The following is a 14967-nucleotide window of genomic DNA, read 5'->3' on the forward strand; positions in this document are numbered from 1 at the left end:
TCGAGGACCAGGCGGGCCGGATCACTGCGTCAGCGCTCCGGGGTCAGCACCGGATCGGCGCCAACCCGAAGTTCTCCACCGTGGGAGTGGTGGTGCTGATCTTCGTCTGACGGGTCTGGGGCTTCCAGCCGTCCTTGGCGACGATCAACGTGAGCGGGTTGTTCCGGCGGTCCATCCAGTAGGCGTAGTTACCGGCGGCGTCGGTCGCGAAGGTGAACGACATCGCCCACGAGTCGACCTGCACCACCGCACCGGCGATCGGCGCGGTCGCGCCCGCGCAGCTCGTCCCGGTCACCGTACCCATCAGCTTGCCCCAGGTCTTCGGGGGCGTCACGATCATGGTCACCGCCACCGGCGGCACCGAGTACGGCGTGTTCTCCCGGATCGTGACTCCGGCCGAGTAGGTGCCCGGCTGGTCCACGTTCGCGGTCAACCCGACGGTGACCGTGACCTTCTCCCCCGGCGCGAGGGTGGCCGTGGTCTTGTCGATCGTCATCCAGCTGACGTCGGCCGCCGCCTCGGCGCACCCCTCGAAGCCCGGCAGCGCCTCGCTGTCCGGCGCCGCGTCGAAGCTGCCGGACGAGCCACCGATCTTGTAGAAGCCACACGCCGCGCCACCCCGGTACCGGGCGGTGTTGGCGTTCGGCAGGTTCGACCACGAGCTGGTGGCCGGGTCGAAGGCGAAACCGGCGTTGGTGATGGCGCCGCCCTGCGAACCGCCCACGACCAGCAGCTTGCCGCTGGCCACCGCGTACGAGCTGGCCCAGTTGTCGGTCGGCGCGTCCGCGATCGCGGTCCAGGTGTTGGCGCCCGGGTCGTAGGCGTAGCTGGCCTTCTGCGCTGCGGTGCCGTCGTTGCCACCGGTGCAGTAGAGGACGCCGTCGATCCCGCCGCAGGAGGCGAAGGCCACCGACTTCGGGTAGTTGGCCACCGTCTCCCAGGTGTCGGTGCCGGGGGTGTAGCGGACCACGGTGTTCGACATCGGCACGCAGGCCGCGGTCGTGCACCCGCCCACGGCGTAGAGCTTGCCGTCGACGACCGCCTGCCCGGCCGCGGCCCGTGGCGCGGGGTTGTCGGCCAGCTCGGTCCAGGTGTTGGCCGCCGGGTCGTACGACCAGGTAGCGGCGTCCGGACCGGAGTCGCCCCAACCGCCCGTTGCGATGATCTTCCCACCGACCACGCCGACGGTCAGCGCGTTGCGGGCGCCGGGAAGGTCGGCGGCAGCCGTCCAGGCCTGCGCGACCGGGTCGTAGGCGTAGGTCTTCGCGGTGGAGGCGGTTCCGTCACCACCACCGATCGAGTACACCTTGCCGTCCAGGGTGACCACCCGGTTGTCCATGATGTTGCCCGGGTAGTCGGCGATGTCGGTCCACGGCGCGGCCTGCGGACCGGCCGCCGCGGGCGTCGCCGTCGCCGCCTTGCCGGACGACCTGGCCGCGACCGACGTCGGGACCGTCAGCCGTTGCTCGGCCGCACCAGCCGCGCCGAGCGCCTGCTGCCGGGTCACCCGCGAGCCGTCGGCCCGCAGCAACTCGAAGCCGTCGTCCCGCTCACCGAAGGCGACCTCCACGGGCGCGCCGCCCGTGTTGGTCACGGTGAACGTCCTGGTCGCCTTGCCGCTGGGCATCTGGAGCGTCGCGCTCAGCGCGGCGGGTGCCACCGACAGGCGGCCGGCCGCGAGGACGAAGTTCGCGGTCGTCGCCCAGTCAGGCTCGACGTCGACCTGCTTGCTCTGGCTGACGTAGCTGCCGGCCGTCGCGGTGAACTTGTGGGTACCGGTGAGCGTCGAGTAGATCCAGTAGAACCCGTCCGGCAGCCCCGGGTCGTCCGGGGTCGCCACGGTCACCGCCTTCTCGGCGGGCCGGTCGTTGCTGGTGACGGTGGCGCCGTTGAGGTAGCTGTCGTCGTTCTTGTCGCGGACGTTGCCCACGACCAGGCCGCCGTCGACCGGCACGCAGGTGACCTGGCTGCCGATCAGGACGTTGTCGACCTCCCACCACCAGTCGTACTTGGCGTCGTAGTAGTGGAACCGCACCTGGACCTGTGACTTGCCGGCCGCCTGCGGGATCGGGATCTCGGTGAGCTTCGGTCCCCGGACGTCGGTCTCCTGCCGCAGGACGTTCGTCCAGGTGGCGCCCCCGTCGATGCTCAGGTCGACATCGGCGGTGTCGTCGTTGAGCTGGTTGAAGTCCTGGTTGAACCGGATGACCGGGGCGCTGACGGCGGTCAGGTCGACAACCGGGCTGACCAGGGAGCTGTCCTGGGTCTTGCCCGCGCCGTAGTCGTCACTGTCGATCATCGCGAAGTTGCCGGCGCCCCCGGTCAGGTTGCCCCGGCCACCGTCGTCGGTGAACTTCCACACCTGGCCGCCGCCGACGTTGTCCACCACCGACCAACCGGCCGGGGTGGTCGTCGCGTCGAAGGTCTCGTACTCGCCGTCGGAGCCGAACGTGTAGCCGGGGGCTGTCGTGCACCTGGTGGTGTCCACCGGCACCGCGACGTTGGCCGTCACGTTGCGGGTGCCGACCACGACCTCCTTGGTGACCTTCTGGTAGCCCGGGTACTGCACCTCGTACGTCAGGGTGTACGTCTGCCCGGCCGGCACCGTGATGCTGTAGCGGCCGTTCGACGGGGTCGTGTAGTCGTACACGCCCGCCGGGCCGCTCACGGTCACCTTGGCGTACAGCGGCCAGCCGTGGCCGGAGCCGTCGGTGACCGAGCCGGTGACGTTGACGCGCGGCACCGCCGTCAGGGCGACGTCGAGCGTCGTGGTCGTGCGGTTGGTGACCGTCGCCGTCTTCGTGGCGCTGCCGTATCCGAACGCGGACACGACGACCTGGTAGTCACCGGTCGGGAGGAGGGTCGAGTACGTGCCGTCGGCGCCCGTGGTGATCTCGCGCGAGGTCGGGCCGGTGAGCGTCAGGGTCGCGCCGGCGATCGGGGCGCCGGTGGCCGCGTCGGTGACCGTGCCGGCCAGGGTGCCGACGTCGCCGGTGGGGGCGGCGTTGAGCAGCGCGAGGGCGTCCAGCCGGCCCTCACCCCAGACGTTGTTGTCCGCGGCGGTGCCACCGCACTGGTCGTCGGCCTTGTCGATCGCGGTGCCGTTGAGCAGCGCGCGCGTCGCGTCGACGTCACCGACCAGCGAGGGTGCCGCCGAGTACAGCAGGGCGATCGCGCCCACCAGGTGCGGTGCGGCCATTGACGTGCCGCTGGCGGTGCCGTACCCGTTGCCGGGGACGCTCGACCGGACGTTCACGCCGGGCGCGGAGATGTTGGGCTTGATCTCGCCGTTCTGCCCGACGCCCCGGGCCGAGAAGCTGGCGATGTTGTTGTTGACGTCGTACGCGCCCGCCGAGTAGTTGCTGGCCAGGCTTCCCGGCGAACCGCTGGTCTGGCACGCCGGTCCGCTGTTGCCGTTGGAGAACACCCCGAAGATGCCCGAGGCGGCCCAGGCCAGGGTCACGTCCTCCATGAACGGCTCGTTGGACGGCAGTCGGGTGCCCCACGAGTTGTTGATGATGTTGGGGCGCTTGCTGGCGTCCGGGTTCTGGCCGTTCGAGTCGGTCGGCTCGAGCATCCACTGACCGGATTCGATCAGCGCCTCGTCGGTGGGGCAGCAGCCGTTCGCCGCGATCCACTTGACGCCGGGCGCGACACCGATCTGGTTCGCGCCGGCGGAGCCGGCCATGGTGCCCATGGTGTGCGTACCGTGGCCGTCGTCGTCGCAGGGCGCGCCGTCGCACGTCCCGGCGGCGTCGAACCAGTTGTAGTCGTGGTCGAACGTGCCGTCGCCGTTGTTGCCACGGTAGGAGTTCACCAGGGCCGGGTGGTCGTACTGCACACCGCTGTCGATGCTCGCGATGGTGACGCCATCGCCGGTGACGCCGTACTGGGACCAGACGTCGTCGGCGTTGATGTTGGCGACGCCCCACTCGACCGCGTTGACGGTCTTCTCGTCGGTCCCCTTGGTCAGTTTCGGCAGCTCGTAGGCGACCGGGGCGTAGAGGCCCTCGACCTCGCTGCGGGCGGCGAACTGCTGGGCCATCGCCAGGGAGCCGCTGTTCACCTTGATGGCGTTGGTGGCCCAGAAGCTCTGGTACTTCGTACCGGAGCTGTCGAGTTCGGCGCGGACCTTGCTCTGGCTCCCGGCGGCGCTGTCCCGCAGCGCCTGCGCCACGGCCGCGCCCCGCTTGGTCCAGTCCTTGATGGCGCTGGCCTTGCTCAGGTCCGCGCGGTCCTTGAACCGAATCCAGAAGTCCCCTGCGCTCTTGGCCTCGAACTGCTTGGCGAGTTCCGGCCGGATCTTGTCCCCGACGGCGGTACCCGTCGAGCCGGGCGCGGCCTGCGCCCCGGAGCCGAAGCTGGCCAGGCACGTGGCGGCGAGGACCAGCGCCGCGCCGGCGCTTACCGCCGATCTGGCCGTGCGTCTCCATTGTGGACGTCTGAACATCGGTGCCGCCTTCCTCAGAACGACCCAGGGGTGTACGTGGGCCATGGTGGGAAGTGCACGAGATCCACTCGACGGAACCGAGCGAACGGACCCCTTCATGCCTCCCCCATGCACCGCGCGGGTCACGCCGGTTGCCCGAGTGGACACTATGATCGAGAGGAAAGGACGATCAAGAACTTGCTGTGAGCATCTTGTCGCTACCGGTTGCCCTGCTGGTGACGCGCTTGCCAAACATTGTCAGGACCATGACGATAGGTGGGCAGGGATGCCCATCGATTCCAGGCGGTGCGGTGGCGGAGACCGACGACGCGGCGTTGGACGGGGGCGACCCGGCCGACGAGGAGTTTCCGCTGCTGATCGCGGTAACGCCGTCACCGCGCGAGCGCATTCGACTCGCAGAGCGGCTCGACGGCGTCGCGCCGCTGCTGCTGGTGGCCGACCTCGACGAGCTGCGCCGGCTGATCGGAGCGCCGCAGCAGCGGACCGGGCCGCCGAGCGAGCCGTCGCCGGGCCGTCCGCCGACGGCCGAGTCCCACCCCGCCCTGGTCGTCGACTCGGCCCGCTCCACCGCCCGCTACGCGGCGCGCGAGGTCGGCCTGACCCGGTTGGAACATGACCTGCTGATCTGCCTCACCACCGAGCCGGTCCGGGTGTGGAGCTACGCCGAGCTGCACCGGTCGGTGTGGCACGACGAGGGGCGCGCACAGCGGGCGGACGTCCAGTCCCTGGTGAAGCGGCTGCGGCGCAAGCTGGTGGTCCTCGGCACCGGCGCCACGATCGAAGTGGTCCGTGGCGTCGGGCTGCGGCTCACCGACCGGCAGGACCCGCGGATCGGGCGTGCCTGACTGCCGCCTGATTCAGGCAGTTCGTCAGCACGGGCCGACCGCCACGGCCCGGGTCAGCGTGTTTTCCCGTATCCGGGAGGAGCGCCGTACGGGCACGTAACGTGAACTACAGCCGATCAACGGCGAACGCCGGACGCGCCCGCCGCCTGCCCGCTCAGCCGCAGGAGGTGAGAGTTCCATGCTGTCGGTATTCGATCCCCGGCACACCGTCGCTCCCCCGGGATACAGCCGCTGGCTCATCCCGACCGCGGCGTTGGCCGTGCACGTGTGCATCGGTCAGGTCTACGCGACGAGCGTCTACAAGAACTCGCTCATCGCGCACTTCGACGCGAGCCAGACGGCGATCGGGGCGATCTTCAGCATCGCCATCGTCATGCTGGGATCGTCGGCGGCGGTGGGCGGCCGGTGGGTGGAGCGCAACGGCCCGCGCCGGGCGATGTTCGTCTCCGCCTGCTTCTGGGCCACCGGCTTCCTGGTCGGCGCGCTCGGCATCGCGACCCAGCAACTCTGGCTGCTCTACCTCGGCTACGGCGTCATCGGCGGCATCGGACTGGGCATCGGCTACATCTCGCCCGTCTCCACGCTGATCAAGTGGTTCCCGGACCGGCCGGGACTCGCCACCGGCCTGGCGATCATGGGGTTCGGCGGTGGCGCTCTGGTCGCCGGTCCACTCGCGCGCCAACTGCTGTCGCTCTACGACCCCGACTACAACCCGGCCAACCCGGCGGCGGTGGCGTCCGGGTCCGCCCTCGTGGGACTGTTCGTCACGTTCGGCATCGGCTACTTCGTGATCATGATGTTCGGTCCGTTCAACGTGCGGGTGCCACCGCCCGACTGGCGGCCCGCCGGGTTCGACCCCGATCGGGTCGCGGCCCGACCGCTGGTGACGAGGGCGAGCGTCTCCGCGTCCAACGCCGTACGCACCCGCTCGTTCTGGCTGCTGTGGATCGTGCTGTTCTGCAACGTCACGGCGGGCATCGGCATCCTGGAGCAGGCCAGCCCGATGATTCAGGACTTCTTCCGGGACAACGGGTCCACCGCCGTGTCGGTGTCGGCGGCGGCCGGCTTCGTGGGTGTGCTGTCGCTGTTCAACATGGCCGGCCGGTTCGTCTGGTCGACGACGTCCGACGTGATCGGCCGCAAGCCGATCTACCTGGTCTACCTCGGTGTCGGCATGGTGCTCTACGCGCTGCTAGCGGTGGCCGGGCACGCGGCGACGGCGCTCTTCGTACTGATCGCCGCTCTGATCATCTCCTTCTACGGCGGCGGCTTCGCCACCATGCCCGCGTACCTGCGGGATCTGTTCGGGACCTTCCAGGTCGGCGCCATCCACGGGCGGTTGCTGACCGCCTGGTCGGCGGCGGGCATCGCCGGCCCGCTGATCGTCAACCGGATCCTCGACACCCAGGGCAAGCCCGGGACGCTCACCGCGTCGGCGTACCGGCCCGCTCTGTTCACCATGGTCGGCGTGCTCGCCATCGGCTTCGTCGCCAACCTGCTGGTCCGTGCCGTCCCCGACCGGTTCCACGAGCCGGACCGGGGGTCGGCCTCGCCCGTGGCCCGGGCGAGCGTCACCGAGCCGGTCGCCCTCGGCCCGCAGAGCACACCACCCGTGCCCGAACACGTCGGCGATCAGACCGGGCGGCTCTGGCTGTCGTGGCTGCTCGTCGCGGTGCTGCTCGGCTACGGCATCGTCGAGACCGTCAGCACGGCCGCGAAGCTCTTCACCGGCTGAGGCGGCCGGAGCGGCCGGCGCTCACCGCGCGGGGCGGTCAGCGCCGGCCGGCGCCGGCGAGGCGTTCCCGCTGGGGTACGACCGTGTATCTCGGATCGCGCGCGGACACCGATCCGGCCTCGAAGATCCCGAACCGGGTGGCCACCGACGAGGCCACCAGGGCCGCGCCGGAGAGCACCGACAGGAACCGGCTACGTCGGGAGAGCAGCGCGGCGACCGCGCCAACGCTGATCAACACGTTGCCCGCCCGGACCAGGCGACCGCTGTGACCGCTGCGGTAGGGCTCGCCCGTGACCGGCAGCCGCTCCATCCGGTGACCACCGACCAGCTTGAGGGCCGCGCCGGCGACGGCGAGCCGGCGCAGCGGGGCGGTCTGGGCGGGGGGCGCCACGATGAGGCCGACCCCGGCGGCCGCGACGAGCGCGCTGCCGCCGAAGACGAACGGCAGATCGGGGTACGCGTCGTGCCAGGCCGGTACGGCGGTGTCGGCGAGCAGGACCCCGGTGTACGTGGCCAGTGCCGGAGCGGTGGCCGCCGCGGCGAGACCGGCGATGTCACCGACGCCGGGCGCCAGCCGACGGGCGAGGCCCAGCACACCGTGCCGTGGCAGCCGTGGCGCGAGTTCGGCGACCGCGGCCACCCCGGCGGCCGGGCCGAACGCGGTGAGGATCCAGGTGCCCATCGACATGGGCGAGGTCGGTTTGGCGACCCGGAGCATGTGGTGGAACCGCGCCGGCCGACCGAGGTCGTGCACCAGCAGGTACGCGCTGGCGAGGGTGCCGCCGAGAGCCGTCCAGCGGCCCACCCGGCGCAACTCGGGACGTCCGGTCAGTTGGGCGCCCGCGCCGATCAGGGCGCCGCCGGCGGCGAGGCCCCCGGTGAACAGGTATCCGGCGATGTCGCGCTTCCACACCGGCGCCTTGAGGATCGGCCGACCGTAGTAGGAGCTGAAGTCGGCCGGTGGCACGGTCAGCTGCTCGCGCGTCATGACCGCCTGCCGAGGAACGCGCCAACCGTGACGGCGGCCATCGTCAGGGCGGCGATGCCGGCGTGTTTCCACATGGCCGGTAGGTCCCGGGTGGTCACCACCGGGTCCGGCGGCAGCCCGTACACCTCGGGCTCGTCCAGCAGCAGGAAGAACGCCCCGTCACCACCCACACCATCGTCCGGGTCGTGCCCGTACAAGCGGGCCTCGGGAACACCCCGGCCGTGCAACGTCGCCACCCGCACCGCCGCCCGCTCCCGCAACTCATCGAGGGGCCCGTACTGGATCGACTCCGTCGGACACGCCTGCGCACACGCCGGCGTCATCCCCACACCCAGACGGTCGTAACACAACGTGCACTTCCACGCCCGACCATCACCCTTACGCTGATCAATCACCCCGTACGGACACGCCGAAATGCAGTACCCACACCCATTACAGATGTCCTCCTGCACCACCACCGTCCCGAACTCCGTCCGGAACAACGACCCCGTCGGACACACATCCAAACAAGCCGCATGCGTGCAGTGCTTACACACATCCGACATCATCAACCACCGAAAATCACTCCGACCCTCCGCGCCAGAACCACGCCCCGGCGGCTGCGCCCCCGGCATACCCAGGAACTCCGGGCCGCCCGACATGCGGGTCGCCGCAGCGGGCTCGCCAGGTGCCAGACCCGGGTCGGTGCCGGTGTCGGCGGCGGTCCGCGCCCCGACGGCCGCCGTCGCCGGGCTGACCGCCGGCCCGTCCGGGTACCCGGCGAACGCCGGGGTGGTCCCACCGAGTGGGCGCGGCTGCTCCACGAACGCCACATGCCGCCACGAGTTCGCCGTCAACGCACCCGTGTTGTCATACGACATCCCCAACAGATCCAGACCACTTCCCGGGACGTCGTTCCACTCCTTGCACGCCACCTCACACGCCTTACACCCGATACACACACTCGTATCGGTGAAGAACCCCATCCGCTGCGGCGCGTCCACATAACCCGCGTCCGGCGCCGGATCGAGCGGCCCGTACAGGGCGTTGGCATGCGGCATCGCTCAGTCCTCCTGGTCGCTGCTGCTGTCGGCGACGTCGGTCGTGACCAGCGGCGGATAGCGGTGGCTCAGGTTGCCCGACCGTCGCCGGTAGTCCAGGACAAGATCCAGCAGGTCCTGTCCTCTCGGTCGCCGGCCGGGCCGTACGTCGCACGTGCCGACCTTGCTCTCCTGGATGAGGACGTTGGGGTCGAGGGTGATGCCGAACAGGTCGTTGGCCGAGTCGCCGGTCACCAGACCCTCGAACCCGAAGTGGTACGGCAGCCACACCTGGTGCAGGATCCGACCGTCAACCCGCAGGGGTGTCACGCGGTCGGTCACCAGGACCCGTGCCTCGATGGCCGCGCGGGTGGTGACCAGGTGCGCCCAACCCAGGTGAGTCAGTCCCCGGTGCGCGGCCAGCTCGGGCGACACCTCGACGAACATCTCCGGTTGCAGCTCGGCGAGGTGCGGCACGGTCCGGCTCATGCCGCCGGCCGTGTGGTGCTCGGTGAGCCGGCTGACCGTGAAGACGTACGGGAAGACGTCGCTGTGCTGCTCCGGTGGGCTCGGGTTGAGGTTGTTGATCGGATGGATGTAGACCTTGCGGGTCGGGTTGGCCTGCTGGCGGTAGAGCGGGTTGCGCACCGGCGACTCGACCGGCTCGTAGTGGGTGGGCAGCGGCCCGTCCAGGACGCCGCTGGGCGCGTACAGCCAACCCTTGCCGTCGCCCTGGAGGATGAACGGGTCGTCGCCCGCGATGCCCGCGACGCCCGAGGTGTTCGGCGGGGGCCGGTACGAGGGCGCCTTGGTCTTCTCAAAGTCCGGCACGTCGTAGCCGGTCCACTCGGATTTCTCCGCGTCCCACCAGACGTACTTCTTGCGTTCGCTCCACGGGCGGCCGTCCGGGTCGGCGGAGGCACGGTTGTAGAGGATGCGCCGGTTCGACGGCCAGGCCCAACCCCATTCGGGCGCCACCAGGGACTGTTCCGCGCCGGGCTTGCGGCGGGCGGCCTGGTTGACGCCGTCGGCGTACACCCCCGTGTAGATCCAGCAGCCCCCCGCCGTGGAGCCGTCGTCCTTCATCTCCGTATAGCTTGCCAACGGTCGGCCGGTCGTCACGTCGTACCCGTTGATCTCGCGCAGCACCGACTCGGCGCTGGGCTCCGCGTGCGGACCGTGCGTGGGGTAGTCCCAGGTGAGGTCGAGCAGCGCCCGGTCGCGCGGCAGCGACGAGCCGGCCAGCTTCTCCCGCAGTCGGCGGCCCAGGTGGTAGAAGAACCACAGCTCGGAGCGGGCGTCGCCCGGCGGCTCGACGGCCTTCTCCCGCCACTGCAACAGCCGCTGGGTCTGCGTGAACGTGCCCTCCTTCTCCACGTGCGACGCGGCGGGCAGGAAGAACACCTCGGTGCGGCACTCCCGCGGCACGATCTCGCCCGTCTCGATCTCCGGACCGTTCTTCCAGAAGGTCGCGCTCTCGATCATGAACAGGTCCCGCACGACCAGCCAGTCGAGGTTCGCCATGCCGAGACGCTGCGCCCGGCCGTGCGCGGACCCGACGGCCGGGTTCTGACCGAGCAGGAAGTACCCCTTGATCTTCCCGTCGATCATGTCCAATACCTGCTGGTACGTGCCGTGGTCGCCGGTCATCCGGGGCAGGTGGCCGTAGCAGTAGTCGTTCTCGGCGGTGGCCGCGTCACCCCAGTACGCCTTGAGCAGGTTTACCCCGTAGGCGCGCGCGTTGCCCCAGAAGCCCTTCTGCTCGGGATGGGCGATGCTGCCGATCCACTCGTCGAGGGTCGGGTGGTCGGCGTGGTGGGGCATGGGCAGGTAGCCGGGCAGCAGGTTGAACAGGGTCGGGATGTCGGTGGAGCCCTGGATGCTCGCGTGCCCGCGCAACGCCATGACCCCGCCACCCGGACGGCCCACGTTGCCCAGCAGGAGCTGGATGATCGCCCCGGCACGGATGTACTGCACGCCCACGCTGTGCTGCGTCCAACCCACCGAATAGACAAGCATCCCGGTGCGTTCCCGGCCCGAGTTCTCCGTCCACGCCCGCGCCAGCTCCAGGAACTTCTCCTGGGGAATACCGCAGACCCGCTCCACCATCTCCGGCGTGTAGCGGGCGTAGTGCCGCTTGAGGATCTGATAGACGCAGCGCGGATGGTGCAACGTCTCGTCCCGCTGGGTCTGCCCACCCACCGGTGCGCCGTGCGACTCGTGCTCCAGCCCCGCCGCCGTCTCCCGTTGCGTCTCGGTGTCCCGGGTGGAGATGTTCTCCGGGGCGCCCTCGTACTGCCAACTGCTCTGGTCGTAGCTGGCGTTGGCCTCGACGAAGCCGGAGAAGAGCCCGTGCAGGTCCTCGGTGTCCTGGAAGTCGTCGGTCACGATGGTGGCGGCGTTGGTGTAGGCGAGGACGTACTCGCGGAAGTCCAGCTCGTTGTCGAGGATGTACCGGATCACCCCACCCAGCAGGGCGATGTCGGTGCCCGCCCGGATCGGCAGGTACGCGTCCGCCACCGCGCTCGTGCGGGTGAACCGCGGGTCGACGTGGAACACCTTCGCGCCCCGACGCTTGGCCTCCATCACCCACTGGAACCCGACCGGATGCGCCTCGGCCATGTTCGAACCCTGGATGATGATCACGTCGGAGTTCGACAGGTCCTGCTGGTACTGGGTGGCGCCGCCGCGACCGAAGCTGGTCCCCAGACCGGGGACGGTGGCGGAGTGTCAAATACGCGCCTGGTTCTCGATCTGCAACGCCCCCATCGCCGTGAACAACTTCTTGATGAGGTAGTTCTCCTCGTTGTCCAGCGTCGCCCCACCCAGGCTGGAGATCCCCAGCGTCCGGTGCAACGGCCGGCCCTGCTCGTCCACGTCCTCCCAGGTCTCGTCCCGGGCGGCCAGGACCCGGTCCGCGATCATGTTGAGCGCCGTGTCGAGGTCCAGGTCCTCCCACTCGGTGCCGTACGGACGGCGGTAGCGGACCGTCGTCTGGCGCAGCGGACTCGTCACCAGGCTCTTGCTCGCGGACCCCTTGGGACACAACCGACCGCGCGAGATCGGACTGTCCGGGTCACCCTCGATCTGCGTGACCTGCCCGTCGGCGACGAAGACCCGCTGACCACACCCCACCGCGCAGTACGGACACACCGACCGCGCGACACTCTCGGCGGTCTCGGTGCGGGCGGTCAGCGACCGGGATCGGGCCGACTTGGCGGCGGCGCCGCGACCGAGCGGGTCGGTGCCGCTGAGCTGGCGATAGAGCGGCCAGCTCTCGATCCAGCGGCGCACCCCCATCGCTGCACCTTCCCGACGAAAGACCCAAAATATGAATACTCCGACAGTAGCTGAGCGGACGGGCCCGCCGCAGCGAGATCAGCAGAGCGATGCCTCCCCCGGCCGGGTCACGGCGGCCGAGGGAGGCATGGTGGACGGGGTCGTCGACTACGGATGCCCGGCGGCCAGATGGTCGCCGAAGGTCCGGTAGCGGCGCAGCTCCCAGAGCAGCCAGCCGATGCTGACGATCGCCACGGCGACGAAGACGAACGAACCGGTGAAGGTGTCCCAGAGCGTGTGCAGGACGACGACGCCCACGAAGGTGCCCAGGAACCCGAACAGGCGGCGGACGCTCGGGGTGGCCAGCAGCGCCCACAGCGCGCCGGCGGTGAGCCCGGTCCAGGCGGTGTGCCCGGCGGGCGCGGTCAGCCCCCGGATGAACAGGGTCTGCTCCACCGCGCCGATGTTGCCCTTCGAGCTGAGCAGGGCGGTGAAGGCGTACCCCATCGTCTCCAGCGCGGCGAAGCCCATGCCGGCCGCCACGCCGATGACCAGACCGTCGGACGGCACCCGACGGCGATGCTGGGCCAGGGCCGTGAACAACAGCACCACGGGGACGATCAGCTTGGCCGACTCCTCGATCAGCGCCACGAACAGCATGGGCAGCCCACCGAGGCCGCGCAGGGTGTCGTACTCCAGGGTGCCGGCCACCACCGTGCCGATCACCCCACCGAAGAACGCCGACGTCACCAGCACCGACGCCGGCACCTGCCACCGCCCGGTACGGGCCTGGGCGAACGTCAGGAACGTCAGGGGCGCCAGGGTCGCGCCGAGCAGGATCAGCGCCGGCACGAAGTTCGGATTCTGGGTGCGGACCAGGGTCCGCAGCACCGCCACGTAGAGGATCAGCCCGACAAGGAGGACACCGACCCACGCCCACCGGCGAGAACGATCACGCATACCGGGGAGTCTGGCGGATCCAGGTTACGAAGACCAGCGCGGGTGCTGAGATGACTGCGATGAATCGCCACGCACCGCAGCGGCCACTGCTGCGCGACCGCTGGCCCACCCCGAGCCGGCTCGGACATGAGCGGGGAGCGGCCCTGGAGATCACCGCCACCCACATCGCCGAGCGTTACCGGCAGGTCTTCATCATCGCGCTCGGCGAGATCATCCTGGCCATGGGCATTACCTTCACCGCCACCAGTTCCTACGGGTTCACGCCCCGTCGTACCGTGGCGCTCGTCCTCGCCTTCGTCCTGGCCGCCCTGTCCCCCGTTGCGGTCCACCTGCCGCCGGAGGTGCCATTGGCCTTCACGACGCTCGTCCTCGCGGCGCTCGCCGCCGAGGACACGGCGCGCGGCCGGCGCAGCCCTCCGAACCAGGCGATGCCACCCGCCTGACAGCGGCCCAGCGTCCACCGCAAGCCCTGCCGGTCACGGTCACGGCGGACGCGGTGGGCAGCAGAGCGGAGGAGCGGCGTGACAGGAGTCGGGCAGGGTGAAATGGTCTCGTGGTGGCCACCTACGACGTCGCCCTCGTTCTGCTCGTCGATCCGTCCGGAGCCGTGCTCATGCAGCATCGCGATGAGCACGCGCCCGTCTCGCCGAACCAGTGGAGCCTTCCTGGCGGCCACGTTGAGCCCGGCGAGTCGCCCGAGCAGGCGGCCCGCCGCGAGCTGCTGGAGGAGACGGGCCTGACAGCCGGTGAGCTGCACCTGCTGTGGAGCGGTCCACGTCCGTACGAGGCCGCTTTTCCCCACACCGTGACGGTGCACGTGTTCCGTGGCGCCACCACCGCGCGGCAGAAGGACGTGGTGCTCGGCGAGGGGCAGGCCATGGTCTTCGTGCCGCGCGACGAGGTGTTCGATCGTGAGCTGGCGGTCTCGACCGTGGCGGCGCTGTCGATGCACCTCGGGGACGCCTGATCCAGGGTTCGGCCAGGCATCCCCGAGGCTCTGGAACGGTGCTCAGCGCTCGCGGCGCAGCACGGTGAACGCGCCTGCCTCGACGGCTTCCACCTCCTTGAAGCGAAAGTCGGCCCGCGCCCCGGGCGCGAACAGTCGCTCGCCCGCACCGACGATCGTCGGGAACGTGATCAGCCGGTACTCGTCGATCACGTCCGCGGCCGCCAGCGTCCGGACCAAACTCAGGCTGCCGATCACCACGACGTCGCGCCGCGTCCGCTCGTCCGCCGCCCAGGCCACCGGGTCGCCGTCGATCGGGGCCGAGTTCGACCAGGCCGCCGCGTCGATGCCGGTGGTGGTCGCCACCCGCTTGGGCACGGCGTTCATCAGCGAGGCGTAGCCTCCATCGCGTTTCGGCCACAGTTGGGCGAAGTGCTCCCAGGTGCGCCGGCCGTAGAGCTGGACGCCCTGCTCCATCCGGGCGCCGAGGCGGAACTTGTCGTCGCTGACCGGCCCTGGCCCGTACCGGAACGCCCACCCACCGTGGTCGGTGCCCCAGCGCCCGTCCGGGTCGGAGACCACGCCGTCCAGCGTGGCGAACTGAATGACGATGATGTCGCCCATGCGGATTCCTCCCGCCGTGGCGGTCCACCGCGGACCGCTCCTACCGCACACCTACCGACGCCGCGCCCCGAACTCATCGGCCTCGGCTGGGAAATCTCGACGGTGGTGCGGCGTACGCTCT

General features: G+C 70.2%; 10 protein-coding genes. 4 read left to right on the forward strand and 6 right to left on the reverse strand.

Features of this window, described 5'->3' with window-relative positions:
* Window positions 1-43: 43 nt before the first annotated feature.
* Window positions 44-4450 (reverse strand): S8 family serine peptidase, encoded by a 4407-nt coding sequence (locus tag AB0J36_RS29065; RefSeq protein WP_363661393.1) that lies wholly within the window; start codon window positions 4448-4450, stop codon window positions 44-46.
* A gap of 290 nt (window positions 4451-4740) precedes the next feature.
* On the opposite strand from AB0J36_RS29065, the gene AB0J36_RS29070 reads away from it, so the two are divergent.
* Together AB0J36_RS29070 and AB0J36_RS29075 are read left to right on the forward strand one after the other, a co-directional pair.
* Window positions 4741-5295, forward strand: coding sequence for a winged helix-turn-helix domain-containing protein (locus AB0J36_RS29070; protein WP_357133199.1), 555 nt, complete (start codon window positions 4741-4743; stop codon window positions 5293-5295).
* A 178-nt stretch (window positions 5296-5473) separates the two neighbouring features.
* Window positions 5474-7030: an OFA family MFS transporter gene (locus AB0J36_RS29075; RefSeq protein ID WP_357133197.1), complete on the forward strand. Its 1557-nt coding sequence runs from the start codon at window positions 5474-5476 to the stop codon at window positions 7028-7030.
* A gap of 37 nt (window positions 7031-7067) precedes the next feature.
* On the opposite strand, the gene nrfD is transcribed toward AB0J36_RS29075, so the two are convergent.
* The 4 genes from nrfD to AB0J36_RS29095 all read right to left on the reverse strand — a co-directional run bounded on the left by nrfD (window position 7068) and on the right by AB0J36_RS29095 (window position 13276).
* Window positions 7068-8018 (reverse strand): NrfD/PsrC family molybdoenzyme membrane anchor subunit, encoded by a 951-nt coding sequence (gene nrfD / locus AB0J36_RS29080; protein ID WP_357133195.1) that lies wholly within the window; start codon window positions 8016-8018, stop codon window positions 7068-7070.
* A complete protein-coding gene (locus AB0J36_RS29085) occupies window positions 8015-9058 on the reverse strand; it encodes a 4Fe-4S dicluster domain-containing protein (protein WP_357133193.1) in 1044 nt (347 codons plus the stop codon). Before AB0J36_RS29085 ends, nrfD begins: the two co-directional genes overlap by 4 nt.
* A gap of 3 nt (window positions 9059-9061) precedes the next feature.
* Window positions 9062-12337 (reverse strand): formate dehydrogenase, encoded by a 3276-nt coding sequence (fdh, locus tag AB0J36_RS29090; RefSeq protein WP_363661394.1) that lies wholly within the window; start codon window positions 12335-12337, stop codon window positions 9062-9064.
* A gap of 147 nt (window positions 12338-12484) precedes the next feature.
* Window positions 12485-13276 (reverse strand): PrsW family glutamic-type intramembrane protease, encoded by a 792-nt coding sequence (locus AB0J36_RS29095; protein WP_357133189.1) that lies wholly within the window; start codon window positions 13274-13276, stop codon window positions 12485-12487.
* Between the two features lie 59 nt (window positions 13277-13335).
* On the opposite strand from AB0J36_RS29095, the gene AB0J36_RS29100 reads away from it, so the two are divergent.
* Window positions 13336-13719 carry a low temperature requirement protein A gene (locus tag AB0J36_RS29100; protein WP_363661395.1) on the forward strand — a complete coding sequence of 128 codons (384 nt, stop codon included), beginning with the start codon at window positions 13336-13338 and terminating at the stop codon, window positions 13717-13719.
* 113 nt (window positions 13720-13832) lie between these two features.
* Window positions 13833-14243 (forward strand): NUDIX domain-containing protein, encoded by a 411-nt coding sequence (locus tag AB0J36_RS29105; RefSeq protein WP_357133185.1) that lies wholly within the window; start codon window positions 13833-13835, stop codon window positions 14241-14243.
* A 42-nt stretch (window positions 14244-14285) separates the two neighbouring features.
* On the opposite strand, the gene AB0J36_RS29110 is transcribed toward AB0J36_RS29105, so the two are convergent.
* Complete coding sequence (locus tag AB0J36_RS29110) at window positions 14286-14846, reverse strand: dihydrofolate reductase family protein (RefSeq protein WP_357133182.1); 561 nt, start codon at window positions 14844-14846, stop codon at window positions 14286-14288.
* Window positions 14847-14967: the final 121 nt, after the last annotated feature.

This window comes from Micromonospora sp. NPDC049662 (assembly GCF_040675055.1).
Lineage (GTDB): Bacteria > Actinomycetota > Actinomycetes > Mycobacteriales > Micromonosporaceae > Micromonospora.